The 23,819-nt window shown below is 68.3% G+C and carries 28 protein-coding genes; 16 read left to right on the top strand and 12 right to left on the bottom strand.

Features of this window, described 5'->3' with window-relative positions; translation table 11 throughout:
- Positions 1-76 precede the first annotated feature (76 nt).
- Both KHC24_RS18450 and KHC24_RS18455 read right to left on the bottom strand, forming a co-directional pair.
- On the bottom strand, positions 77-1,396 hold the full coding sequence (locus KHC24_RS18450; RefSeq protein WP_246547133.1) for a DNA-packaging protein: 1,320 nt from the start codon (positions 1,394-1,396) through the stop codon (positions 77-79).
- Positions 1,365-1,913, bottom strand: a complete 549-nt coding sequence (locus tag KHC24_RS18455; RefSeq protein WP_213364776.1) for a hypothetical protein — start codon at positions 1,911-1,913, stop codon at positions 1,365-1,367. The genes KHC24_RS18450 and KHC24_RS18455 overlap by 32 nt, the downstream gene beginning before the upstream one ends.
- Before the next feature lie 354 nt (positions 1,914-2,267).
- Here KHC24_RS18455 and KHC24_RS18460 point away from each other — a divergent pair, with 354 nt between their 5' ends.
- Positions 2,268-2,663, top strand: a complete 396-nt coding sequence (locus KHC24_RS18460) for a DUF1801 domain-containing protein (RefSeq protein ID WP_213364777.1) — start codon at positions 2,268-2,270, stop codon at positions 2,661-2,663.
- 22 nt (positions 2,664-2,685) lie between these two features.
- Here KHC24_RS18460 and KHC24_RS18465 read toward each other — a convergent pair whose 3' ends face one another.
- Both KHC24_RS18465 and KHC24_RS18470 read right to left on the bottom strand, forming a co-directional pair.
- Positions 2,686-3,342, bottom strand: a complete 657-nt coding sequence (locus KHC24_RS18465; RefSeq protein ID WP_213364778.1) for a TetR/AcrR family transcriptional regulator — start codon at positions 3,340-3,342, stop codon at positions 2,686-2,688.
- A 49-nt stretch (positions 3,343-3,391) separates the two neighbouring features.
- The gene (locus KHC24_RS18470; protein WP_213364779.1) at positions 3,392-3,964 is read right to left on the bottom strand and encodes an NADPH-dependent FMN reductase; all 573 of its coding nucleotides are present in this window, start codon (positions 3,962-3,964) and stop codon (positions 3,392-3,394) included.
- 179 nt (positions 3,965-4,143) lie between these two features.
- Here KHC24_RS18470 and dcd point away from each other — a divergent pair, with 179 nt between their 5' ends.
- A complete protein-coding gene (dcd, locus tag KHC24_RS18475) occupies positions 4,144-4,701 on the top strand; it encodes a dCTP deaminase (RefSeq protein ID WP_213364780.1) in 558 nt (185 codons plus the stop codon).
- A 3-nt stretch (positions 4,702-4,704) separates the two neighbouring features.
- Here the strand turns inward: dcd and KHC24_RS18480 are convergent, their stop codons facing one another.
- Positions 4,705-5,472, bottom strand: coding sequence for a FadR/GntR family transcriptional regulator (locus tag KHC24_RS18480; RefSeq protein ID WP_213364781.1), 768 nt, complete (start codon positions 5,470-5,472; stop codon positions 4,705-4,707).
- Positions 5,473-5,708: 236 nt separating this feature from the next.
- Here KHC24_RS18480 and KHC24_RS18485 point away from each other — a divergent pair, with 236 nt between their 5' ends.
- From KHC24_RS18485 to KHC24_RS18500, 4 genes are all read left to right on the top strand, one after another.
- Complete coding sequence (locus tag KHC24_RS18485; protein WP_213364782.1) at positions 5,709-7,391, top strand: L-lactate permease; 1,683 nt, start codon at positions 5,709-5,711, stop codon at positions 7,389-7,391.
- Between the two features lie 60 nt (positions 7,392-7,451).
- The gene (locus KHC24_RS18490; protein WP_213364783.1) at positions 7,452-8,588 is read left to right on the top strand and encodes an alpha-hydroxy acid oxidase; all 1,137 of its coding nucleotides are present in this window, start codon (positions 7,452-7,454) and stop codon (positions 8,586-8,588) included.
- Positions 8,589-8,739: 151 nt separating this feature from the next.
- On the top strand, positions 8,740-8,880 hold the full coding sequence (locus KHC24_RS18495) for a hypothetical protein (RefSeq protein ID WP_213364784.1): 141 nt from the start codon (positions 8,740-8,742) through the stop codon (positions 8,878-8,880).
- A gap of 68 nt (positions 8,881-8,948) precedes the next feature.
- Positions 8,949-9,221 carry a hypothetical protein gene (locus KHC24_RS18500; RefSeq protein WP_213364785.1) on the top strand — a complete coding sequence of 91 codons (273 nt, stop codon included), beginning with the start codon at positions 8,949-8,951 and terminating at the stop codon, positions 9,219-9,221.
- Here KHC24_RS18500 and KHC24_RS18505 read toward each other — a convergent pair.
- On the bottom strand, positions 9,213-9,728 hold the full coding sequence (locus tag KHC24_RS18505) for a YcgN family cysteine cluster protein (protein WP_213364786.1): 516 nt from the start codon (positions 9,726-9,728) through the stop codon (positions 9,213-9,215). The two genes, KHC24_RS18500 and KHC24_RS18505, sit on opposite strands and share 9 nt — an antisense overlap.
- Positions 9,729-9,922: 194 nt before the next feature.
- Between KHC24_RS18505 and KHC24_RS18510 the strand changes: the two genes are divergently transcribed.
- The 4 genes from KHC24_RS18510 to KHC24_RS18525 all read left to right on the top strand — a co-directional run bounded on the left by KHC24_RS18510 (position 9,923) and on the right by KHC24_RS18525 (position 14,661).
- A complete protein-coding gene (locus KHC24_RS18510) occupies positions 9,923-12,154 on the top strand; it encodes a transglycosylase domain-containing protein (RefSeq protein ID WP_213365185.1) in 2,232 nt (743 codons plus the stop codon).
- Between the two features lie 61 nt (positions 12,155-12,215).
- On the top strand, positions 12,216-12,791 hold the full coding sequence (locus KHC24_RS18515) for a DUF1214 domain-containing protein (RefSeq protein WP_213364787.1): 576 nt from the start codon (positions 12,216-12,218) through the stop codon (positions 12,789-12,791).
- Entirely contained in the window at positions 12,788-13,333 is a 546-nt protein-coding gene (locus KHC24_RS18520) for a DUF1254 domain-containing protein (RefSeq protein ID WP_213364788.1), read from the top strand. Before KHC24_RS18515 ends, KHC24_RS18520 begins: the two co-directional genes overlap by 4 nt.
- 323 nt (positions 13,334-13,656) lie before the next feature.
- Positions 13,657-14,661, top strand: a complete 1,005-nt coding sequence (locus tag KHC24_RS18525) for a hypothetical protein (protein WP_213364789.1) — start codon at positions 13,657-13,659, stop codon at positions 14,659-14,661.
- Here KHC24_RS18525 and KHC24_RS18530 read toward each other — a convergent pair.
- A complete protein-coding gene (locus KHC24_RS18530; RefSeq protein WP_213364790.1) occupies positions 14,658-15,002 on the bottom strand; it encodes a DUF1491 family protein in 345 nt (114 codons plus the stop codon). The genes KHC24_RS18525 and KHC24_RS18530 overlap by 4 nt on opposite strands.
- 9 nt (positions 15,003-15,011) lie before the next feature.
- Entirely contained in the window at positions 15,012-15,674 is a 663-nt protein-coding gene (locus tag KHC24_RS18535; protein ID WP_213364791.1) for a peptidoglycan-binding domain-containing protein, read from the bottom strand.
- 239 nt (positions 15,675-15,913) lie between these two features.
- Here KHC24_RS18535 and KHC24_RS18540 point away from each other — a divergent pair, with 239 nt between their 5' ends.
- Together KHC24_RS18540 and KHC24_RS18545 are read left to right on the top strand one after the other, a co-directional pair.
- On the top strand, positions 15,914-16,429 hold the full coding sequence (locus KHC24_RS18540; RefSeq protein ID WP_213364792.1) for a DUF5330 domain-containing protein: 516 nt from the start codon (positions 15,914-15,916) through the stop codon (positions 16,427-16,429).
- Positions 16,430-16,490: 61 nt separating this feature from the next.
- Positions 16,491-16,919 (top strand): SufE family protein, encoded by a 429-nt coding sequence (locus tag KHC24_RS18545; RefSeq protein WP_213364793.1) that lies wholly within the window; start codon positions 16,491-16,493, stop codon positions 16,917-16,919.
- On the opposite strand, the gene KHC24_RS18550 is transcribed toward KHC24_RS18545, so the two are convergent.
- On the bottom strand, positions 16,905-17,477 hold the full coding sequence (locus tag KHC24_RS18550; protein ID WP_213364794.1) for a DUF6456 domain-containing protein: 573 nt from the start codon (positions 17,475-17,477) through the stop codon (positions 16,905-16,907). The genes KHC24_RS18545 and KHC24_RS18550 overlap by 15 nt on opposite strands.
- Positions 17,467-17,814, bottom strand: a complete 348-nt coding sequence (locus KHC24_RS18555) for a helix-turn-helix domain-containing protein (RefSeq protein ID WP_213364795.1) — start codon at positions 17,812-17,814, stop codon at positions 17,467-17,469. The genes KHC24_RS18550 and KHC24_RS18555 overlap by 11 nt, the downstream gene beginning before the upstream one ends.
- A 222-nt stretch (positions 17,815-18,036) precedes the next feature.
- Here KHC24_RS18555 and KHC24_RS18560 point away from each other — a divergent pair, with 222 nt between their 5' ends.
- Positions 18,037-18,282, top strand: a complete 246-nt coding sequence (locus tag KHC24_RS18560) for a hypothetical protein (RefSeq protein ID WP_213364796.1) — start codon at positions 18,037-18,039, stop codon at positions 18,280-18,282.
- A gap of 23 nt (positions 18,283-18,305) precedes the next feature.
- Here the strand turns inward: KHC24_RS18560 and KHC24_RS18565 are convergent, their stop codons facing one another.
- Entirely contained in the window at positions 18,306-18,725 is a 420-nt protein-coding gene (locus KHC24_RS18565) for a Ros/MucR family transcriptional regulator (protein ID WP_213364797.1), read from the bottom strand.
- Between the two features lie 417 nt (positions 18,726-19,142).
- Between KHC24_RS18565 and msrB the strand changes: the two genes are divergently transcribed.
- A complete protein-coding gene (gene msrB / locus KHC24_RS18570; protein ID WP_213364798.1) occupies positions 19,143-19,595 on the top strand; it encodes a peptide-methionine (R)-S-oxide reductase MsrB in 453 nt (150 codons plus the stop codon).
- Positions 19,585-21,693: a S9 family peptidase gene (locus tag KHC24_RS18575; RefSeq protein WP_213364799.1), complete on the top strand. Its 2,109-nt coding sequence runs from the start codon at positions 19,585-19,587 to the stop codon at positions 21,691-21,693. The genes msrB and KHC24_RS18575 overlap by 11 nt, the downstream gene beginning before the upstream one ends.
- A 63-nt stretch (positions 21,694-21,756) precedes the next feature.
- Here KHC24_RS18575 and KHC24_RS18580 read toward each other — a convergent pair whose 3' ends face one another.
- Positions 21,757-22,833: a hypothetical protein gene (locus KHC24_RS18580; RefSeq protein ID WP_213364800.1), complete on the bottom strand. Its 1,077-nt coding sequence runs from the start codon at positions 22,831-22,833 to the stop codon at positions 21,757-21,759.
- 329 nt (positions 22,834-23,162) lie between these two features.
- On the opposite strand from KHC24_RS18580, the gene KHC24_RS18585 reads away from it, so the two are divergent.
- A complete protein-coding gene (locus tag KHC24_RS18585; RefSeq protein WP_213364801.1) occupies positions 23,163-23,759 on the top strand; it encodes a superoxide dismutase in 597 nt (198 codons plus the stop codon).
- Positions 23,760-23,819 lie beyond the last annotated feature (60 nt).

The following is a 23,819-nucleotide window of genomic DNA, read 5'->3' on the forward strand; positions in this document are numbered from 1 at the left end:
AGGAGTCGCCTCCCGCCCATGCCGGCAGCCTCGAAATCGGTCGAATGTCGTGTCGTGCCGAAATGCGCCGCGCGCGTTACACCCGCCTTACCCGCGGCGCGTTCTCCTTCGGGCCGAGCGCCAGCGCGGTGATCGCCCAGACCAGCGCGTCCAGACGGTCCGGCGAGCGCCCGCCGGATAGCCCGTCCGGGCCGAAATCGCACAGCTCGTCCTCCAGCGCCGGAAAGATCCCGGCATGGCGTACCCGGCCGCGCTCATAGAGCGCCGCCACCGGCTCGGCGCGCAGCCATTTGCCGCGCGTCGCCCGCACCTCGGTCACCGGCAGCGACGGGTCGATGCCGGCGAGGATGCTGCGCACCATCTCGCCGCCCTGGTTGATCTCCACCACCACCCGGTCGGCGGCGAGCTTGTGGAACAGCGCCACCGTCCGAGCGCCCCAGGCGCCCGGCGTCAGCCCGTGCCCGCTCTCGTCGGCCAGCACATGCACCATGCCCTCGCCATCGAGCCCGGCGGCGACGATTCCGCAGGCATCCGCCCCCTTGCGCGAGGAGGCCGGCGGGTCCACCGCCACCACGATGCGCGTCAGCGACGGCGCCGCGTCCTCGCGAGCGGCCTCCAGCGCCGCCCGGCTCCAGAGCGCGTCGGCGCGATCCTCGATCAGCTCGCCTTCCAGCTCCTGCCGCCCGAGCCGTGTGCCGGCATAGCGCCCGACCACGGCTTCCAGAAAGGTCGGCGCCAGATGCGCGGCGTTCTCCGCCGTGCCCATGCGGGTGATGGCGGTGGTCGGATCGGCGATCAGCCGCCGCATCAGCGCGGTGGCGCGCGGCGTCGTCGTCACCATCTGCCGCGGCCGCTCGCCCAGCCGCAGCCCGAATTGCAGCATGTCGAACGCCGCCTCGGCATAGCGCCATTTGGCGAGCTCGTCGCACCAGGCGGCGTCGAATTGCGGCCCGCGCAGGCTTTCCGGGTCGTCGGCGGAAAACCCCTGCGCGATCGCCCCGTTCGGCCATTCCAGCCGGCGGCGGGTCGGCTCCCAGCGCGGGCGCTCGTGGCGCGGATGCACCGCCATCAGGCCGGACACCCCCTCCACCATCACCTCGCGCATATCGGCGAAGGTCTCGGCGACGAGGGCGATCCGTCCCGCGGGGCGGGTGGAAAATCCCGGCGCGCCGAGCGCCAGCCCGCGCACCCATTCGGCGCCGGCGCGGGTCTTGCCGGCACCGCGCCCGCCCATCACCAGCCAGGTGGTCCAGTCGCTGCCCCCCTGCGAAAGCTCGGGCGGCAGCTGCGTCGGCCGCGCCAGCAGGCTCCAGCAATGCAGCAGCCAGTGCGATACGCCGGGGCTGAGCCCGGCGACCGCTGCGTCAAGCCGCCCGCTCCGCCAGCACGCGCTCAAGAGTTTCCGCAAGCTCGCGTCGGTAGGCGTCGGCGTCACGGAACATGTCATTGGCGCTGGCGTCCCCGGCATCCTCGTCCTCGTCGCGGGCGATGGCGGCGAGCTCGCGCATCGCGCGCACCAATATGGCAAGGGTGCGCGCCGCCCTCTCGGCATCCGCGCCGGTGCGGCCGGCATTCAGCCCGGCGCGCGCCACCAGCCGCTCGACGGCGGCGATCTCGCTCTCCATGCGCGCCACCAGCCGGGCGATCAGCAGCCGGCGCGACAGCGGCCCGTCCACTTCCGCCGCAGCGGGCGCAGTCTCGGCCGGGGCGACGCCGGGGACCGGCGCCGCCGTTGTCGCCGCCAGCCGATCCTTGCGCCGCTTCCAGCCCCAGTGGCCGATGCGCACATTCAGCGTCGAGCGGCTGATGCCGAGCAGGTCGGCAATGTGCTGGTTCGGCACGCTGGTATGTTCGTAAAGCCGGCGCGCCTCCTCGATCGCCTCGGGCGAGACGTCGCGCTTGGGTATCGTCATGATCCGTGGTTCCCTTGGAATCTCGGCCCCGCCACAACAAAAAAAAGCCGGCCTTGCCGGCCGGCTGACGGATACGGCGCCCTCGCCGGCAGGGCCGGCCCCGGACGCAACTGTGGAGCATGGCAAAAACCTACCCGAGCAGCGTCACGCTGTCAAGGCATTTATTCCTACACGCGGAAATTTTCTCGCATCTTATGCGTGCCCCGGCGACCGGCACGCCGGGCGCCGCCTCGGCTGGCATCCGTCGTGGACTCGCGAGGCTGTGCCGCCACGGCTAAGCTGCGGCTGTGCGCCGGGCGTCCCGTGGGCCGCTCCGCGCCGCCCCCGGACGCAACCGAAGAGGGAGCCGACGAAATGCGAGACAGCGCCCCGACCAAGGACCCCTCCCCCTCGCAGCGGATCGACGCGCGCATCGCGGAACTGGGCGACTGGAGAGGCGAGACGCTGGCGCGTGTCCGTGCGCTCATCAGGCAGGCGATCCCCGATGTGGTCGAGGAATGGAAATGGCGCGGCGTTCCGGTCTGGTACCGCGATGGCATGATCTGCACCGGCGAAACCTATAAGAGCGCGGTAAAGCTGACCTTCGCCAAGGGCGCCACGCTTGCCGATCCGTCAGGCCTGTTCAACGCCAGCCTCGACGGCAATACGCGGCGCGCCATCGATCTTCACCAAGGCGATCAACTGGACGAGGAGGCGTTCCGCACCCTCCTTCGTGCAGCCGTGGCGCTGAACCGCTCCTCGGCACGATAGTCGAGCGGCTCTCGCAGCGATCCTAGCGGCCAGGTCCGGCCAGCGCCCGCACCGCCTGCACCGCCGCCGCCACCGCCGCCGCCCGCTCGGCCTCGCCGGCCGGCTCGGGCTCGAACAGCGCCCGGTGGTGCAGGTCGCCGGCCACCATGTCGTGGAAAAGCCGGGCCAGCAGTTGGACGTCCGGCATCGCCGAGCCGGGCCGCGCAGCCAGCCGGCGGGTGAGGAAGGCGGCGAAAATGGCCTGCGAGGTTGCCGGCCCGGCGGCGTACCAGGCGGCGCCGAGCCGGGGAAAGCGCCCGGCCTCGCCCACCAGCGTGCGGTGCAGCGCCAGCGCCGGCGGGGACAGCAGCGCGTCGATCAGCGCCCGTCCCAGCCGGGTCAGCCCCGCCTCCAGCCCCTGCCCCTGGGTGTCCGCCTCGGTGAGCGGCCGCAGCACCTCGCTCAGGGCCTCCTCTATGGCGGCGACGAACAAGCCTTCCTTGCCGCCATAGAAGGCGTAGATATTGGTTTTCGACCCGCCAGCGGCCTGCACGATCTCGTCGAGGCTCACCCCGTCATAGCCGCGGGAGACGAACAGGCAGGCGGCGACGCGGCGCAGCCGCTCGCAGGTCGCCTGCCCGCGGCCGGTGCGGCGGCTGGAGCTACGACGGGCGGTGGAACGCGCCGCCGCGTCCGGCACGGCCGGCGACGCCGGTTCCCCGACGCCGCTATGGTCGTCCGGGCCCGTCTCAGGCCCCCTTCTTCAGGTGCTCGACGAAGCGGATCTCGGTGATGAGCGCCTCGACGCCGCTCAGTACGAAATTCTTGGTCTTGTCGTCGGTGAAGGCGCCGTCCTTCACCTTCTCGGCGACGGCCGGCACCGCCACATGCGGAACCACGGCGACGCGGGCGCCGGCGGCGGTGAGCGACTCGCGCAGCTGCGCCTGGGCGCGGATGCCGCCGGTCGAGCCGGGCGAGGAGGTGACGACCAGCACCGGCTTGCCGAGCAGCGCGCCCTTGGCATAGGGACGCGAGCCCCAGTCGATGGCATTCTTCATCGCGCCGGAGGTACCGAAATTATATTCCGGCGAGGAGAAGATCACGCCGTCCGCCTCGGCAATGGCCGCGCGCAGCGCCGCGGCGCCGGCCGGCGGGGTGGCGGTGTCCTCGTCCTGGTTGTAGAGCGGCACGTCGTTCAGGCGATAGACGGTCAGCTCCGCCTTGTCCGCCAGCGCCGCCTTGATGGCCTCGAGGACGGCGGTGGAGAAGGAAGCGGCGCGCAGGCTGCCGGAAATGCCGAGAAGCTTGAAACGAGCGGACATGGGAAAGAACGTCTCCTGGGAATGAACGATACTGGTCAGTATCATTTCATATGTAATATTTGCCGCGCAAGCGCCGTTTCGCGGTTGCAACAGATTTGCGCTGCGACGCCACCCTCGCGCGAGGCCGGCAATCATGTTACCGATCATGGGCTTGTCTCGCGTAAACGGGGTGCCTGCCCTTGATCCTGACCGATCGCGACATTCGCGACGCGCTGGCCGCCGGCCTGCTCCGCATCGACCCGCCGCCGCCGGCGGAGTTCTATGCGCCGAACGGGGTCGATCTGCGCCTCGATTCCCGGCTCACCCTCTATCGCCCCCCGGCGGAGGGAGAGGACCCGGTCATCGATCCCGCCGGTCCCGGCTACAGTTTCCGCGAGGCGATCCTCGCCATGGCCGGTGATATCGAGATCGGCGAGCAGGGCTTCGTGCTCGATCCCGGCCGGCTGGTGCTGGGGTGGACCTGCGAGAAGGTCGACCTGATGCCCGGCGCCCGGCTCGCCGCGCGGGTGGAGGGCAAGAGCTCGCTGGCCCGCATCGGCCTCATCGTCCACCTCACCGCACCCACCATCCATGCCGGCTCGACCGGCCGCATCCAGCTCGAGATCATCAATCTGGGTCCGCGCCCCATCCGCCTGCGCACCGGCATGAAGGTGTGCCAGCTGATCCTGGAGCAGACGCTGGGCGTGCCGGAAGTCGGCTATCGCGGCCAGTTCGCCGGCCAGCGCGCCGCCGGCTAACGGTCAGGCGCCGGAGATCAGCGTCGAGCGGTTGAGCCGGCGCAGGGCCAGGTTGGTGCGCGCCTCGTCGCGACGGAAGCGCTCGACGCTCTGGCCGGTATAGACGAGGTGGCGCAGCGCCGCCTCCTCCGCTGCCGACGCATCGCCTTCGATCACCGAATGGCCTATCGCCTTGTGCTGGCTGAGCAATTCCTCGCGGAACTCGTCGATGGCGAACAGCTGTGCCCGGTTGAAGAAGATATCGTGCCGCAGCATCTCGCTGAAGGCCCGCATCACGTGCAGGATGACGAGGTTGTGCGAGGCGCCGTAGATCAGCCGGTGCAGCACGATGTCCGCCTCCGCCTCGCGGTCGGGTTCGTTGGCGTCGTAGGCCGCCTGCATCTCGGCGAGGCATTCGCGGATCGCCTGCCGCTCCGGGTCGCTGGCCCTCACCGCGGCAAGCCCGGTCGCCTTGCGCTCCACCGCCTCGCGATACTCGAAATAGTCGGCCGTCACCTGCTCGTTGGAATGCAGCAGCCCCGCCAGCGGCTCGGTGAGCGGGGCGAGGAACTGCGTCACGCGCGTGCCGTCGCGGCCGATCGCCAGAAGTCCGCGTTCCTCAAGGATTTGCAGCGCATCGCGCAGCGAGGGGCGCGAGACCTCCAGCTGCTCGGAGAGGTCGCGCTCGCTCGCCAGCCGCTCGCCGGGACGCAGCACGCCTTCGAGGATCAGCCGCTCGATATGCTCGGCAATGGCCTGCGCCAGTTTGGGCGTGCGCAGCCGCGCGGTCATGTTTTTCCTGCTCCGAATTGATTTCCCACTGCTTTTTCCACTTTCCGGCCCGCGCGTCTACAACCAAGAGCTAAGCTTCTAACCAGTTGACTCCATTGGTAAGACAATTTTACCAAACGAAACTCCTATTGCCACCTTCCCTAAGGGGGCGGGTTTAAAGGTGCCGCCGACCGGCACCCAATCGCGAATGCGCAAAACGGACGTCAAGTCCGCGGTTCTCTGGGAGGAAACGGATTTTGACCTGGAATCAGATTTACGACCCGTTCGGCAGCCTGGCACTGTCGACCCTGTTCGCCGCCGTGCCGGTGGTGGTGATGCTCGTCGGCCTCGGCTTCCTGCACATGAAGGCGCATGTCGCCGCCTTTGCCGGCCTGGTCGCCGCCTTCGTCATCGCGGTGTTCGCCTTCGGCATGCCGACGGAAAAGGCCAGCATCGCCGCCGGCTACGGCGCGCTGTACGGCCTGATGCCGATCGGCTGGATCGTCCTCAACATCATCTTCCTTCACCAGATGACCGAGGCCAACGGGTCGTTCACCACCTTGCAGCGCTCGATCGCCGGCATCACCGGCGACCGCCGGCTCCAGCTGCTGCTGATCGCGTTTTCCTTCGGCGCCTTCTTCGAGGGCGCAGCGGGCTTCGGCACCCCGGTCGCGGTCACCGCGGCGCTCTTGATCGGCCTCGGCTTCTCGCCGCTGGCCGCCTCCGGCCTGTCGCTGATCGCCAACACCGCGCCGGTCGCCTATGGCGCGCTCGGCACCCCGGTCATCGCGCTTGCCGCCGTCACCGGCCTCGATCTGATGGACCTGTCGGCAATGATCGGCCGCCAGCTGCCGTTCTTCTCGCTGCTGGTGCCGTTCTGGCTGATCTGGGCGTTCGCCGGCTGGCGCGGCATGATGGAGATCTGGCCGGCCATCCTGGTCTGCGGCGTCTCGTTCGCGGTTCCGCAGTTCCTGGTGTCGAACTATCACGGCCCGTGGCTGGTCGACGTGGTGGCCGCCATCGTCTCCATGGTCTGCCTCGTCGCCTTCCTGCGCGTCTGGCAGCCGAAGAAGCTCTGGACCTCGACGGCGCTGAAGGGCCGCGAGAACGGCGACGGCTCGGAGGGCGCGACCACCAAGGGCGCCACCGATTTCACCACTGCCCGCCCCTCCACCGCCGCGCTGGTGAAGGCCTGGCTGCCCTGGGGCATCCTCACCGTGTTCGTGTTCGCCTGGGGCATCCCGCAGGTGAAGGCGCTGCTGGACGGCTTCTTCATCCGCAAGTTCGAGATGACCGGCCTGCACAACATGATCATGAAGGTGCCGCCGGTGGTCGCCGAGGCGCATGCGGAAGCCGCGGTGTTCAACTTCAACATCCTGTCGATGACCGGCACCGGCATCTTCATCTCGGCCATCGTCGCCGGCCTCGCCATGGGCTTCTCGCCGGTGGCGCTGGCGAAGATCTATGCCCACACGCTGTGGAAGGTGCGCTACTCGCTGGCCACCATCGCCATCATGCTGGCGCTGGGCTTCCTCACCCGCTATTCCGGCCTCGATGCCACGCTCGGCCTCGCCTTCGCCGCCACCGGGCCGTTCTACCCGCTGTTCGGCACGCTGCTCGGCTGGCTCGGCGTCGCGCTGACGGGTTCGGACACCGCCTCGAACGTGCTGTTCGGCGGCCTGCAGAAGATCACCTCGCAGCAGCTCGGCCTGTCGCCGGTGCTGATGGCGGCGGCGAACTCCTCGGGCGGCGTGATGGGCAAGATGATCGACGCCCAGTCGATCGTCGTCGCCTCCACCGCCACCGGCTGGCAGAATTCGGAAGGCACCATTCTGCGCTATGTGTTCTTCCACTCCATCGCGCTCGCGGTGCTGGTCGGCCTGCTCGTCAGCGCCCAGGCTCACCTGTGGCCGTTCACGGCGCTGGTGATCCATAATTGACGTCACGCAGGGGAGGCCGAGGCGCCTCCCCTCCTCTTTGGAAGTATAGGAGCCGGGCCAATGGCCACCGTCACGAATATCCAGGATCTTCGCGCCATCGCCATGAAGAAGGTGCCGCGCGCGATCTTCCACTATGCCGACCGCGGCTCCTATGACGAGACCACCCTCAAGGCCAACAAGGCGGACCTCTCTGCCATCCCGCTGCGCCAGCGGGTGATGATCGACGTCTCCGAGCGCTCGACCAAGACCACGATGATCGGCGAGGAGGTCTCCCTGCCGCTCGCCATCGCTCCCACCGGCCTCACCGGCCTGTTCCATGGCGACGGCGAGATCCATGGCTGCCGCGCCGCCCAGGCCGCCGGCATCCCCTTCACGCTCTCCACCATGTCGATCTGCTCGATCGAGGACGTGGCGGCGGCGGTGAGCAAGCCGTTCTGGTTCCAGCTCTATGTGATGAAGGACCGCAAGTTCTCCGAGTCGCTGATCGAGCGCGCCAAGGCGGCGAAGTGCTCGGCGCTGGTGCTGACGCTCGACCTGCAGATCCAGGGCCAGCGCCACATGGACATCAAGAACGGCCTCGCCGTTCCGCCCAAGCTCACCCTCGCCAACGCGCTCGACATCGCCACCAAGCCGGCCTGGGCGCTGAGCGTGCTGATGGGCAAGCGCCATTCCTTCGGCAACCTCGCGGTGCGCAAGGAGAGCGACAGCCTCACCACCCTGTCGCAGTGGATCGCCGGCCAGTTCGACCCCTCGCTGTCGTGGAAGGATGTCGAGTGGGTGCGCTCGATCTGGCCGGGCAAGCTGATCCTCAAGGGCGTGCTGGACGTCGAGGACGCCAAGATCGCCGCGCAGACCGGCGCCGACGCCATCGTGGTGTCCAACCATGGCGGCCGCCAGCTCGACGGCGCGGTCTCCTCGATCTCGGCGCTGCCCAAGGTGGTCGACGCCATTGGCGGCGGCAAGAGCGAGATCTGGTTCGATGGCGGCATCCAGTCCGGCCAGGATGTGCTCAAGGCGGTGGCGCTGGGCGCCAAGGGCTGCATGATGGGCAAGTCGTTCCTGTGGTCGCTGGCCGCCGGCGGCCAGGCCGGCGTCGCCCAGGCCATCGAGATCATCCGCAAGGAGCTCGATGTCTCCATGGCGCTTACCGGAACCAAGGATATCAAGAACGTCGACAAGAGCGTGCTGGCGCTCTGAACCTTCGGCGCGTGGCGGAAGAGCGTTGACCTCTTCCTTCCCCCTCTCCCCGTCGGGGAGAGGGATGGGGTGAGGGGCGTGCGACGCCTCCCCATGGCGCTCCTCACCGCCCACTAAGGCGGGCCACCTCTCCCCCGGCGCCACCGGCGGCATGCGCCGCGCGCTGCCGCTGATGCCGGCCGAGATCGGCGGCCAGCTCATCTCGATCAGCCTGCTCGGCCTGGTGCCGGGTCCGGCCATTACCGCCTCGCCGGTCCTCAGCCTGGGTCTGCGCTTGATCGTCGGGCTTTAAACTGATCGCCACCGGCCTGGTCGCTGTGGCGGCGCTCCGGCAATGCGTCCGGCGCGGTCGGCGGGGTGGTGACACCCTCACGGGTGTTCCTCACCACCCTGCTCAATCCCAAGGCGATCCTGTTCGCGCTCGGCGTGGTGCCGTTCGGCGCGGAACGGGTGTGGCCCTATCGCGCCGGCTTCGCCGGGCTCCGCGCGCTGGTGGCGCTGGGCTGGATCGGCTTCGGCGCCCTCGCCGGCCGCGCCGCGGCGGCGACCGGGCGCGGACATACCATCCCGCGCATCGCCGCCGTTGTCGCCGGCTTCGCGGCCCAGCTGCTGACCTCGCCGCTGCTACGCTGAGCGGGTCTTGCGACGGCGGCTCGCCGCCCCTTTGGGCAGGCGCAGCGGCCAGCGCACCATATGGTCGACAAAATCCTCCAGCGGCAGCTCGTCCTCCAGCGCCGCCACCCGGCCGCGCACCGAGACGCCCGCCGCATGCACCGTGTCCCGGTCGCCGGAGACGAGGGGGTGCCACCAATAGAGGTCGCGCCCCTCGGCGATCAGCCGATAGCCGCAGGAGGGCGGCAGCCATGCCAGCGTGCGCACCACTTCGGGGGTGAGGCGCACGCAATCCGGCACCTGCGCCTGCCGATTGGGGTAGTCGCGGCAGTGGCAACCGAAATCGTCGAGCAGCTGGCAGCCAATGTCGGTATAGGCGATCGCCTCGGTGTCCTCGTCCTGCAATTTCACCAGGCAGCAGCGCCCGCAGCCGTCGCACAGGCTCTCCCACTCCTCCGCGCTCATCGCTTCCAGCGGCTTGCGTTTCCAGAACGGCAGGTCCGGGGCGGCGTCGGTTTCGGCAGTCATCGGACCTCTCGGGGGCAAGGGCGTCCCGCTTCGCGGCGGTCGCCCCGCTTCACGGCTTGGCAATCAAACCTTAGATAGCTTCGGCGTCCCGCCATGGCGAGCCCGCACCCTCAAGTGGTGTGCCCCCGGCGTCTCGGCTATAAGGGCGAACAGGTAGAGTACCTCGCGGAGAGCGCGGCTTGGACGACGGGTCGATGAAGGACGGTGCTCCTGCGGGAGGCGCGGGGTCGGAAAACTCCCCTCCCGGTGAGGAACGGCCGCGCCGGCGCCGTCTGCGCAATATCCTTCTCGCCATCGATTCCTGGATCGATTCGACCATCTATACCGGCGGGGTGCGGCTGCGCGCCGGCTGGGACGCCTTCGTCGCCCTCACCGAGCGCTTCAACCTGCAGGGACCAGCCCGCTGGGGCGTCGAGATCGCCTCGGAGGGCATGACCTGGGGCGCGGTCGGCGCGGTGCTGATGCTGGCGCTCGCCATTCCCGCCTTCCACGAGACGTCGGATGACTGGCTGAAGCGCTCCGAGCTTTCGGTGACCTTTCTCGACCGCTATGGCAGCACCATCGGCGAGCGCGGCATCCGCCACAACGACACCGTGCCGCTGGAGGAGTTCCCCGATCATCTGATCAAGGCGGTGCTCGCCACCGAGGACCGGCGCTTCTACGAGCATTTCGGCATCGACATCCCCGGCACCTTCCGGGCGGTGCTGTCGAATGCCCGCGCCGGCGGCGTGGTGCAGGGCGGCTCCTCGCTCACCCAGCAGCTCGCCAAGAACCTGTTCCTGTCGAACGAGCGCACGCTGGAGCGCAAGATCAAGGAAGCCTTCCTGGCGCTGTGGCTGGAGTTCCACCTCACCAAGAACCAGATCCTCAAGCTCTATCTCGACCGCGCCTATATGGGCGGCGGCGCCTTCGGCGTGGACGCGGCGGCGCAGTATTATTTCGGCAAGTCCGCGCGCGAGGTCACGCTCGCCGAGGCCGCGATGCTGGCCGGCCTGTTCAAGGCGCCGTCGAAATTCGCCCCGCACATCAACCTTCCGGCCGCCCGCGGCCGGGCATCGGTGGTGCTCGACAATCTGGTCGATGCCGGTTTCATGACCGAGGGCCAAGTGTTCGGCGCCCGCCGCAACCCGGCAACCCCGATCAACCGCAAGCAGGAAGACACGCCGGATTACTATCTGGACTACGCCTTTAACCAGGTGAAGACCGTGGTCGAGACGCTGCCGAAAAACTATTCCGAGCGCTCCTTCGTGGTACGCACCGCGCTCGATCCCAACATCCAGAAGGCCGCCGATACCGCCATCCGCGACAGCCTTAAGCAGTTCGGCAAGGATTACGGCGCCAGCCAGTCCGCCATGGTGGTGATGGAGCCGAACGGCGCGGTGCGCGCCATGGTCGGCGGCCGCGACTATGGCGAGAGCCAGTTCAACCGCGCCACCGACGCGCTGCGCCAGCCCGGTTCGTCCTTCAAGCCCTATGTCTACACCGCCGCGCTGATGACCGGGAAATACACGCCGCAGACCATGGTGGTGGACGGACCGATCTGCATCGGCAACTGGTGCCCGCAGAATTACGGCCGCTCCTATGCCGGGCGCATCCCGCTGATCACCGCGCTGACCCGCTCGCTCAACACGGTGGCGGTGAAGCTCGCCGAGGCGATCGGTCGCGGGCGCATCGTCGACCTCGCCCATGCCATGGGCGTGAGGAGCGAGCTCAAGATCACCCGCGCCTTGCCGCTCGGCGCCGCCGAGGTGACGGTGATCGATCAGACCACCGGCTACGCCGTGTTCGCCAATAACGGCATGTCGGTGGATCCGCATGCCATATTGGAGATGCGCACTCCTGCCGGCGAACCGGTGTGGAGCTTCGACCGCAACGGGCCGAAGCCGCACCGTGTCATCCCGGAGAACATCATCGCCATGATCAACCCGATGCTGAACAGCGTGGTGGAGCATGGCACCGGCCGGCGGGCGATGATTCCCGGCACCAAGGTTTCCGGCAAGACCGGCACCACCAATGCCTATCGCGACGCCTGGTTCGTCGGTTTCACCGGCAACTATGCCGGCGCCATCTGGTTCGGCAATGACGACTTCACCCCCACCCGCAAGATGACTGGCGGTTCGCTGCCGGCGATGACCTGGCAGAAGGTGATGGCCTTCGCGCATCAGGGCATCGAACTCAAGCCGACACCCGGCCTCGGCAACCAGCCGGCGCCGAAGCTCGACGGCGCGGTGGCGGAGGCGTCGTCGCTCGATATTGACGGCTTCCAGCGCCCGGTGACCCTCGCTCCCGCCACCGCGGTGCGGCTGATGGCCCTGTCGGAGCGGATGCGCCTGGCGGCCGAGGCCTCGCGCCGGCCGAGCGCCTCGCTGCCGGCAAGCGAACAGTTCGCCGGCGCTGGCGCCAGCCCGGCGATCGACCGCAATTGACCCTCGCCGCCGGCAGTTCCATTGCCGGCACCGCACCCCTGATACCGGATTCGTCCCGACCGTGCGTCCGCTGCTCTTCATCCTGACCCTCGCCATCGGCGCCGTCGTCGGCCTTGGCCTTGTCTGGTTCGCGACCGCCAATGGCTACGGCCCCGGCGTGGTACGCGCCGGAGCGTGGAAGGCGTGGCCCAAGGCCGGCACCGAAGACGCCGATCCCTATGCGCGCGCAGCGCTGGCCCGCGCCGGCGAATTGCCGCTGGAACTCGCCGATGGGCTGGCCTTCGTCGCCGCCACCGACGACAGCGGCAAGTCGCTGGACGGGCGCTGCGACATCCGGCTCTCCGGCACCGTGCCACAGGCGCGGTTCTGGACCCTGACGCTCACGGACCATGACGGCAATCTCGTCGACAACGCCGCCGACCGCCATGGCTTCACCTCGACGGAAGTGGTGTGGAATCGCGATGGCACCGTCGATGTCGCGCTTGGCCCGCGGGCGCGCGCCGGCAACTGGCTGCCCACCGGCGCCCGTGATCGCCTGGTGCTGACGCTGCGCCTCTATGATGCGCCCGTCGGCCTTGCCAGTCGCACCAGCGACGCGCCGGACATGCCGAAGCTGATCACGGAGCGCTGCCCGTGAAGCGTCTCGTGGTTCCCATCCTCGCCGGCTTGGTGCTCGGCGCCATCGTCCACCTCATCGGCGTGCTGATGATGCCCTATGTGGCGGAACGCGACGCCTATGCGCGGCTGTCAGGCGTCGGCCAGGTGAACGCCCTCGCGCTGATCGAGGATCCCCGCACGCTCGCGACGGCGCTACCGGCCTCCGACCCGGCCTTCGTGACCGCAGTCTGCCTCTACGATCTCACCGAAGGGCCGCTGAAGGTGCGCACGCCGACGACAGAGGACTACACCTCGATTTCCTTCTACACGCGGTACGGCCTGCCATTTTACGCCATCAACGACCGTTCAGCCGGCCGGACCGTGATCGAGCTCGACCTGATGAATGCCCGCCAGAAGGCGGCGATGCCGGAGGATGAGGAAGTGACGGTCGCCGATCGGCTGGTCGTGGAATCGCCGACACAGGAAGGCATCGTCATCATTCGCGGCATGGCGCGCGAACGCAGCGCCCGCGACGAGGTGAAAGCCGCGATCGCTTCGGCGAGTTGCACCCCGGCCCCTTGAACCGCCGGCCGTTCAGGCCTTGGGCGGTGCCGCAGTCGCCGACGCGGCAGTGGCCGGCACCGACCGCGAAACGCGGATGGCCGGCAGGATCACCACTTTTGCCGAAACGGGTAATACGGGCTCCCGGCGACGATCACGCCGCACGCGCAGCTTGCGGGAGGCAGGAAACGGTACGACCGAACCCATTCTGCGTCTCCGACCTTAGCCAAACCGGATAGTTAAAGGCTAGTTCGGCATGGTTAACGGGTTGCTAACGTTCATGGCGCAATTTGGTTCGGCCGGTCCCGGCGCCCTCCCCTTCTCGTTCGAACCTGTCGTCCTTCATGCCCTCCACCGTCGGCCCCAGTCTCAAGGCCACCATCGAGGATTCCCGCCGCCGTGGCGCCGATACGCGCCCGGCGCTGCTGGCGCTCTTGGTCGATCGCGTGACCGAGGAAGGTGCCGGCGACGCCGATTCCATCCGCCGGCTCGGCATATTGCTGCCGCGGCTGATGGAAGGGGTCGCGCCCGCGCTCGCCCGCGAGGCCGCCGAGCGCCTGGCGGGGCGTGCCGACCTGCCGGCGGAACTCGTCCATCGGCTGGCATCCGGTCCGATCGACAGCGCCGCGCCGCTGCTGCGGCTGTCGCCGGCGCTGGACGAAACCGCCCTGATCCAGCTCGCCACCGGTGCGGAAACCGCACGGCTGCAGGCGATTGCCGCCCGCCGCGATGTTTCTCCCGAGCTGGCCAAGCGGCTCGCCTCCACCGTCCATCACGCGCGCGAGGCGCATCAGCGGCGACCCTATTCCGCGCCGGATTTCTTCGCAGCCGCGCCGGAGGAGCGCACGGCCATCCTGCACCGCCTGCTCACCCTGCCTCCGCTGCCATTGGCGGAACGGGTTGGCGCCCAGGGGGGAGCCTTCACCGACAGCCTGCTTGCCGCCGCCAGGCGCGAGGACCGCGCCGCGCTCGTCCTGTTGCTGGAACGGGCGCTGGCGCTGCCAGCCGACGCCGCCGGGCGCATTGTCGAGGACGAAGCGGGACAGGCGCTCGCCATCGCCGCCCGGGCGCTCGGCCTCAGCTTCGCCGTGCTGTCGCGGATCCTGTTCCGGCTGCATCCCGGCGTCGGCCGCTCGTCGAACGACATGGCGCGCCTGGCCGACCTGTTCGATGGGCTGCCCTTGACCAGCGCGCAGCACATGGTAGCGATCTGGCGCGGTGCCCGCCGTGCCGGCGTGCCGCGCCCTGCCGCCGAAACCCCGTCCATGCGCGATTTCGCGGTGCCTCGCCCGGCTCCCGCCCCCGCGCAGGCCGGCGACACACTGGCCGAGCCGCGCCGTCAGGGCTAGCGCTGCTGGGCGATGTCGAGGAAGCTGCGCCCGGCGCGATCCTCGATCTCGACGAACCACAGATCCGGGTCGAAGCGGAGCTCCTTGCCCATCCGCTCTTCCGCCTCGGCTTCCGGCCGATCGGCCGGCACGATGGCAACGAAGCGGCGCTCGGGGCTGTCCTCATCGTCGAGGGAGGGGGGAGCCGGTCCGTAAAGTGCCGCCTTGCCGTCCAGCGTCGCGATCTTGACGAAGACCGCTCCCGCTTCTTCGGCACCGCGCCGGCGCACGGCGGCAAAGGCCCCGGCGCCATTGGCGCGCCGGATCAGGGCGGAAACCAAGATGGCGCTCTTCAGGCGCATGACGCTCTCCTACTGGATGGAGAAGCCGGCGACGGCGTTGAGCTCGCGCACCAGCCGGTCGGAAACCTGGCCGGTCACCGGCAGGCGACGGTCGCGCTCGAAATCCTTGATCGCCTTCTCCGTCGCCTCGCTGGCCCGCCCGTCGATGCGGATCGGCCCATAGCCCAGGCGGGCCAGTGCCTTCTGCACCTCCAGCATGCGCGCAGATATCGCGACCTCGGCCGGCGGACGTACCGGCGCGGCGGTCGTCGGCGACGCCGAAGCTGCGGCGCCCACCAGCGCCCCGATACCGCCGGCATCGGCCTTGGCAGCCGGCTTCGGCACGGGTGGCTTGACCGGCGGCAGCGGCATCGCGGCAGCGGCCGGCGGCGTCACCGGCTCGCTGGTACGGGCGACCGGGGCGGCGGCGACCGGGGAAGAGTTGGAGGGGGAAGCGGCAGCCGGGCGGCTCGCGGTCGGGGCGGGAGGCGGCACCGGCGTGCCGCCACTCTCGCGGCGCCCCTCCTGGAACACGAAGGCATTGGCGAGCACGGCGGCGCTGGCGGCGGCGGCCATGAGCACCATGAACAGATCCGAGCGCCGGTGCCTCGGGCGCTCGGGCACGACCAGGCCGCGCTGGGCACCGAGATCGATGCCATCCACGAGAAGGTCGCTCGCATATGAACGCGGCATCCCGCACTCCCCAGCCGCCGACCGTGCCGGCCGGCTCTCCCACGGCACCCGCCACCGGCGCCCTTGCGCGAGGATCATGGCGCCGGCGTGCTTAACATCCGCTTTCCGCAATCGACTGATTTTGCGCGATTGCGACACCGGTTGCGCAACGTCTGCGCGCTAATATCGCCGAAGATGGGCGACAGGAGGGCGTGCGAGGGACGCCGGCGGCGCCTGTCCCGGAGATGAGAGACACGGCGATGTTCTTCCTTCTGCGTATCGGGTTCTGGCTCACCATCGTGCTGCTGCTGTTGCCCTCGCTTCCGGGCACGCAGCAATCGGGGACGGACGCGCCGGGCGGAGCGCAAGTCGATCCGCTCCGGGCATTGTCCGCCGCAACGTCCGCGGTCTCCGATGCCGGCGGCTTCTGCGAGCGCCAGCCGCAGGCCTGCGCCATCGGCAGTGAAATCATCACGCAGCTGGGCACCCGCGCAGAGGCCGGCGCCCAGCTGCTGCTCGGCTATATCGGCGACCAGATCTCCGAGCAGAAGCGGAAGGCCGCCGAGCGCGCCGCCGCCAATCCGGCCGGCGACACCCTCACCGCCCACGACCTCAGCCCGGCCTGGCAGGCGCCGATCGGCGGTGAGGCCGGCGCGCGCGCCGACGCCTCCTCGTCCGCGATATTCGGTCCACCAGTGGCGACCCCCGCCTCTGCCGACGCCACCCCGGCCGCCGCGGCTCCCTCGGTACCCAAGCCACCGCGCCGCCCGAGTTGAAGCCCGGCCATTGCGCTCGGGGCGGTCGCCCCCCTATATGCGCGTCGAGGGGCGCAGCGACATGGCCATGAGCATCGACGACATCATCGACGACTTCGAACTGCTCGACAGCTGGGACGACCGCTACCGTTTCCTCATCGAGCTGGGCCGGAAGCTGCCGCCCTTCCCGGAAGCCGAGCGCTCGGAAACGACCAAGGTGCAAGGCTGCACCAGCCAGGTATGGCTGGTGAGCGGCATGGCGGAGACGGCCGATGGGCCGCGCCTGACCTTCGTCGGCGATTCCGACGCCCATATCGTGCGCGGCCTCATCGCCATCCTGCTGGCGCTCTATTCCGACAAGCCGGCCCGCGACATACTCGCCATCGACCCCGCTGCCGTCTTCAACCGGATCGGCCTGCGCGAGCATCTGACGCCGCAGCGCTCGAACGGCTTGCGCTCGATGGTGGAGCGTATCCGCGCCGATGCGCGCGGCGCGCTAGCCGCCGTCTGATCGTCCCGCCGCGTCCGGCGGCGCACTCCAGCTGCGTATCGCGCCCCGCTCCGGCCCCTTCACTTCGCGCGACAGGCCATAGTGACGCGCCAGCCGGTTGAGACCGAGACCCAGGATCACCTTGCCGGAGCGCGCCGGCCAGCCCAGGTCGTGCTCCACCTGCTCTATTCCCTGCAGGAAGCAGCACACATCGAGCAGCACGCCGGAAAATTCCGGCCCGACGACCTCCATTGCCCGCGCGACCCGCTGCTTGGCGGCGAGGACCGCCTCCGAGACATCGAGGCCGGTGCGGCCGGCGTGACGCGCCGGCGGGCGCCCCATCCCGCTCCAGTCGGCGGTGGTGCGCGGCATCATCTGCGCGCGGGTGAAATCGGCCCTGAGCCTCTCACCGGCCATCAATTGCACCGCATCGATGAAGCTGCGTCCGTCACGGCCGCGGCGCCGCGCCAGCCAGGCGAGCGGGCTCTCGGTGATGTCCACCTCGACCCAGCTGCGGTGGCCGTCGATCACGATCTCCAGTCGCTCGATGATCCGTCCGGTCGCGCGTTCATTCGCCATGGCCGGCCTCCGTCGCGCGGCGCAGCCGCTGCTCGAGCCCGTCGATCCAGCCATCGCAGCCGTGCTCCTCGCGATGTTCCTCGATGCGGCGACAGGCATGGGCGACGGTGGAGCGGTGCCGGCGGAAATCCAGCGCGACCCGCCCCATGGGTTCGCCAAGACCGACATGGGCGAGATACATGGCGAGCGCCCGGGCCGAGGCGCTGGCATGCCTCCCCCTTCGCACATGCAGGATTTCGTGAAGGGGCAGGCCGGAGCTTTCGGCCGCGAGACGGGCGGCGAGCAGGCTGGGACGGCCCATCGGCCCGGTCGGCGGGGGAGCAGCGCATTGCGTCATGAGCATATACTCTTACTTGCAGGAATTTAAACCTACACGCAAGAGATGCATTTAACAAGACACCTGATGCCCCCGCTTCAGGGAGGAAACTCAAGGCGATAAAGGTATTTCAATACCTGTTTTATCCGCCCAGCCTCCGCGGCCCGCCACAATGGCGGTGATGTCACGGAGCTTCCCATGAGACGAACACAATCAAGACGTGCAACCGTGCGGGCGATACGCATGCACGAGCCCGCGGAGGCAATAGCCGCCAAGGTCGCGGCACTGAGGCCGTTTCTGGGTCACGGTACCGTCGAGCGGCGCACGCGCCTGGCAAGGCTGTTGCGGGCCGAGCGCCGCGCCGCCCTCACCGGCATCGGCTATGACGCCACCCGACATGCCGCCCTGCGACGACTGGACGCCGAGACCGTGGCGGACATGAAAAAGGCCGCCACGGGAACCGCGACGGCCTTTCGCATCAAGACGTGATCTTCCGAGTGGCGTGGCAGCCCTCAGTGAGCGCCACGACGCCTCTGCTGGCCGAGCCCCATCTGCTTGGCCAGTTCGGAACGGGCCGCAGCATAGTTCGGCGCCACCATCGGATAGTCGGCCGGCAGCCCCCACTTCTCGCGATACTGCTCCGGCGTCATGCCATACTGGGTACGCAGATGGCGCTTGAGCGACTTGAACTTCTTGCCGTCCTCGAGACAGACTAGGTAGTCCGGCGCGATCGACTTCTTCACCGGCACCGCCGGCCTCAGCGGCTCCGGCGCCGGCTCCTCGGCAACCTTGCCGAGAGACTGCAACGCCGCATGCACCTCGCCGATCAGGCTCGGCAGGTCGTTCGACATCACCGCATTGTTGCTCACATAAGCGGAGACGATGTCGGCGGCGAGTTCAATATATTTCTCGATATCAGTATTTTCGCTCATGAGTCGTTCTTTTTCGCCAGATCGGCAGAAGAGCCACCGACCATCCATCTACCGCAACGTCGGTTTGAGGACGAATCCACACTGCATCCGCAGCTATGTGCGTTTCTACCCCTTTTAGATAAGATTTTTTTTGACCGACATCAAGAACATTCGAATTTGAAACACCTTTCGGCGGCCGGCGACATGTGTTGTCGCTTTTAATCGTCCGAAACACCGCCTACTCAACTGATTGTGTTCGACCGAACCGCCACCGGCTGCACAGTCACCCTATCGATATAGCCTATCCTCGACGGACTTTTCATGAAATTCCGGCAAGGTAGCACTGCCTAGGTTGCAGAAGCCGGCGGATCGACCGCACAGGCTTGAAGACCGCGGTGCCGGCGCTTATTTCAAGGCGGTTCAGCAGGAATTTCCAAAATGGTCGATACCGCCCGCCGGCCCAAGGTTGTGAAGACGGAGGCCGAATGGCGCGCCCTGCTCACACCCGAGCAGTTCCGCGTCACCCGCGGCCACGGCACCGAATGCGCCTTCACCGGACCGCATCTGTCGCAGAAGGAAGCCGGCACCTATAGCTGCGTGTGCTGTGGCGAGCCGCTGTTCCACTCCGCGGCGAAGTTCGAATCCGGTACTGGCTGGCCAAGCTTCTTCCAGCCGGTCTCCAAGGACGCGGTCACCGCCATCCACGATCACTCACATGGCATGCACCGCATCGAGGTCCGCTGCGCCAGCTGCGACGCGCATCTCGGCCACGTTTTTCCGGACGGCCCGCGCCCGACCGGCCTGCGCTACTGCATGAACGGCGTCGCCATGAACTTCCAGGCCGACAGCGACACCGGATCCGCCGGAAGCGAGCCCGCCGGTGAGCGCTGACATCCCGGCGAAGCCTCCCCACGCTCCTCTTGTCCGCCAGTTCCACGGCGAAACGCTGGTCGATCCCTTTGCCTGGCTGCGCGCCGACAATTGGCGCGACGTCATGCGCGACCCCTCCGTGCTGGCGCCCGACATCCGTGCGCATCTGGAAGCGGAGAACCGGGCGGCCGACGCCTGGTTCGCTCCGCAGGCGCCGCTGTGCCGGACGCTGGTCAAGGAGATGCGCGGACGGATCAAGGAAGACGATTCCTCCGTCCCCTCGCCCGACGGTCCCTTCGCCTATTACATGCGCTTCCGCGAGGGCGGCCAGCACCCGCTCTATTGCCGGATTCCGACCGGCGGCGGGGATGAGCAGCTGCTGCTCGACGGCGATGCGCTTGGACAGACCCTGGCCTATTTCAGCTTCGGCGACATCCAGCCCTCGCCTGACCACCGCTTGATCGCGTGGACCGCCGATAGTGCCGGCTCGGAATATTACGCGCTGCGCCTGCGCGACAGCACCTCGGGCATCGACTTGCCGGACGCCATCGAGGAAACCACCGGCGACGTCTTATGGAGCGCCGACGGTCGCCATGTCTTCTATATCCGCCGCGACGCCGAGCACCGGCCGAGCTTCGTCTACCGCCACGCGCTCGGCAGCGAGCCGTCCGCCGACGTGCTCGTCTATGAGGAGCCGGACAAGGGCTTCTTCGTCTCGCTGGGCCGCACCCAGTCCGAGCGCTTCGGGCTGATCTCCTGCGGCGACCACGACACCAGCGAGGTACATCTGCTCGATCTCGCCGCGCCGCTCGCCCCGCCGCGCCTCGTCGAGCCGCGCAGCCCCGGCATGCGCTACAGCGTCGAGCACCACCCGGATCTCGCCGGTGTGGAAACGCTGGTGCTGCTCACCAATGCCGGCGGCGCCGAAGATTTCAAGATCGTCGCCACTCCCCTCGCCACGCCCGGCCGGGCAAGCTGGCGCGACCTCGTGCCGCACGAATCCGGCCGGCTGATCCTGTCGCATAGCGTCTTCCGCGGCCATCTGGTGCGGCTGGAGCGCGAGGACGGGCTGCCGCGCCTGGTTGTCCGCACCCTCGCCGATGGCGCCGAGCACATCGTCGCCTTCGAGGAACAGGCCTACTCGCTTGGCCTCGACCCCGGCCATGGCTTCGACAAGACCCTTATACGCTTCACCTATTCCTCGATGACCACGCCGAGCGAGGTGTGGGACTACGACATCGCCTCGCGCGAGCGCGTGCTGCGCAAGCGGCAGGAGGTGCCTTCCGGCCACGATCCGGCGCGCTATGTCACCCGGCGGCTGATGGCGGTGGCGGAAGATGGCGCGCGCGTGCCGGTATCGCTGCTGTTCTCCCGCGACACCCCGCTCGACGGCAGCGCACCATGCCTGCTCTATGGCTATGGCGCCTACGGCATCTCGATTCCCGCCGGCTTCTCGACCTCGCGCCTGTCGCTGGTCGACCGTGGCTTCGTCTATGCCATCGCGCATATACGCGGCGGCACCGAGAAGGGCTGGCGCTGGTATCTCGACGGCAAGCTCACGAAAAAGACCAATAGCTTCCACGACTTCATCGCCGTGGCCGACCATCTCGCGCAGGCGGGGATCGTCGCCGCCGATCGCATCGTCGCCCATGGCGGCTCGGCGGGCGGCATGCTGATGGGCGCGGTCGCCAATCTGCGGCCGGAACGCTTTGCCGGCATCGTGGCGGAGGTGCCGTTCGTCGACGTGCTCAACACCATGCTCGACGACACCCTGCCACTGACCCCGCCGGAATGGCCGGAATGGGGCAACCCGATCACCGACGAGCAGGCCTTCCGCTTCATCCGCGCCTATTCGCCCTATGACAACGTGGCGGCAAAGGACTATCCGGCGATCCTGGCGCTGGCCGGCCTCACCGACCCGCGCGTCACCTATTGGGAGCCGGCGAAATGGGTGGCGAAGCTGCGCGCCACCCGCACCAACGACGCGCCGTTGGTGCTGAAGACCAATATGGATGCCGGCCATGGCGGCGCCGCCGGTCGCTTCGACCGGCTGGAGGAGACCGCCCTGGTCTACGCCTTCGCGCTCGCCGCGGCGAAACTGCCGGAAGCTACCGACTAACGAAAAGGGCGCCGCGGCTCTCGCCATGGCGCCCTTGCCGGCATCGTCTTGTCGCGGCCCGGCTCAGCCCTGGTTGGCGCCCGAGACATGGTTGCGCAGATCCTGCAGCGAGGCGAAACGCAGCGTGCCGTCCGGCAGCTCGGCCTCGATGGAGCCGTCCGAGAACAGCTTGTAGGCCATGCCGCCGATCACGCCCGCCTTGAGCACGGTGATCGCCGGCGCCTCGCCCGGTGCCTCCTCGGCGAGATCGGAGACATGCAGGAACGCCGGCGGTGCGCCGGGGCCCTCATCGGCGTCGATGGCCGCGTGGGGCGGCTCCGGCGACGCGGGAGTAGCCGCCGGCTCGGCAGGCCGGGCCTCGACGAATTTCGGCTCATCCGGGCGCCGTTCCGGCATGCGGAGCTCGGTAGCCTTCGGGTCGCGCGCCGGAGGCGAAGGCGGCTTGGGCGCCGCCTTGGGCGCGTCGGCCGCCTTTGCCTCGACCGGCGACTTCGGCAGGACGGGCGGCTTGAATTCTGCGGCCCCCGGCCGGGAATCCTCCGGAAGTGGCTCCGGCTCGAGCAGCTCGGACAGTTCGAAAGGCGGCAGTTCCAGGCTTTCCGCCGCCGGCTCGCTAAACGCAGATGCCGGCTCAGGCTCGGGCTCGACCGCCTCGGGTTCCGGCCCACGCTTGCGGCGGAACCAGGATGGCAGAGCCCCGGACAGTCCCCTGGCCGCCGGCTCGGCAACCGGGGCCGGCGGTTCGGCGGGCGGCTCGAAGGCCGCGGGTCTGGCCGCCACGGCTTCCGCCTCGGCGTGCCGGGCCGCGACCGGCGCCGGCTCGAAGGCCGCTGCAGCGGGCAGCGTGGCACTGACGAGCGGCTCATGCGCCGTCCCATGGCCGGCGCCCCCGCGATGCTCGCCCTCATAATACTCCTCCGCCTCGACATGCACGACGCCGTCGAGCTTCTGGCCGATATCGACCAGAGCCCGATGGACGAAGCCGAGGGCGAACAGCAGCAATCCTCCGACAAAGCCGACGGTGCCGACGATGACGAGCGCGGTCCCGGAAGGTTGTGCCAGGGATTGCACGCCGATCAGTCCGATCACGACGCCGATCGCGCCGACTACCAGACCGATGCCGATGATGATTGCACCCATAGAAAAACTCCGCCGGGCTGATTCGCGACCAGCCCTCCCTTTATTCAAACTTACGTCGGGCACAGCTTTTACGAAAGCTCGGCACGATTACCAAGATGCTTTGCTTTCGCGACATTGCCAATTCCGTCGCGACGCCCCCTGCCCGCGTTGTGGAAATTCTTCCCAAGGAAATGCGGGCTCGGCATGGCTTTCGGTTGTCGCGGGCGCCGGAGCGCCCTATCTAGTCACCGTTGATCTCTTTTCGGTGCGCACGCACCTTTGGGAGGAAGCCGCCCGGAGCCCTGCTGCCGAGGCGGCAGAGCCGGATTCATATTGCGGAGACAGAGTCGATGTCCTTCACGCTTCCTGATCTGCCCTATTCCTACGATGCCCTTGCGCCGTACATGTCGCGCGAGACGCTGGAGTATCACCACGACAAGCATCACCTCGCCTATGTGAACAACGGCAACAATCTGCTGAAGGGCACCGAGTTCGAGGGCAAGTCGCTCGAGGAGATCGTTAAGGGCTCCTACGGCAAGAACCCCGGCCTGTTCAACAATGCCGGCCAGCATTACAACCACCTGCACTTCTGGAACTGGCTGAAGCCCAATGGCGGCGGCGCCATTCCCGGCGAGCTCGAGAAGAAGATCGTCGAGGATCTCGGCTCGGTGGAGAAGTTCAAGGAAGACTTCATCCAGGCCGGCGTCACCCAGTTCGGTTCCGGCTGGGCGTGGCTGGCGGTGAAGGACGGCAAGCTTGCCGTGCTGAAGTCGCCGAACGGCGAGAGCCCGCTGATCTCCGGCGCCACCCCGATCCTCGGCGTCGACGTGTGGGAGCACTCCTACTACATCGACTACCGCAACCGTCGCCCCGACTATCTGAAGGCGTTCGTCGAGAACCTGGTGAACTGGGACTACGTCGCCGAACTCTACGCGAAGGCCGTCTGACCCCTGCGCGTCTGACAAGAATGCCAGCCTGACGAGAACGAAGGCGTCGGTCCTACCGGA

The sequence above is a fragment of the Ancylobacter defluvii genome, from assembly GCF_018390605.1.
Classification (GTDB): Bacteria; Pseudomonadota; Alphaproteobacteria; order Rhizobiales; family Xanthobacteraceae; genus Ancylobacter; species Ancylobacter defluvii.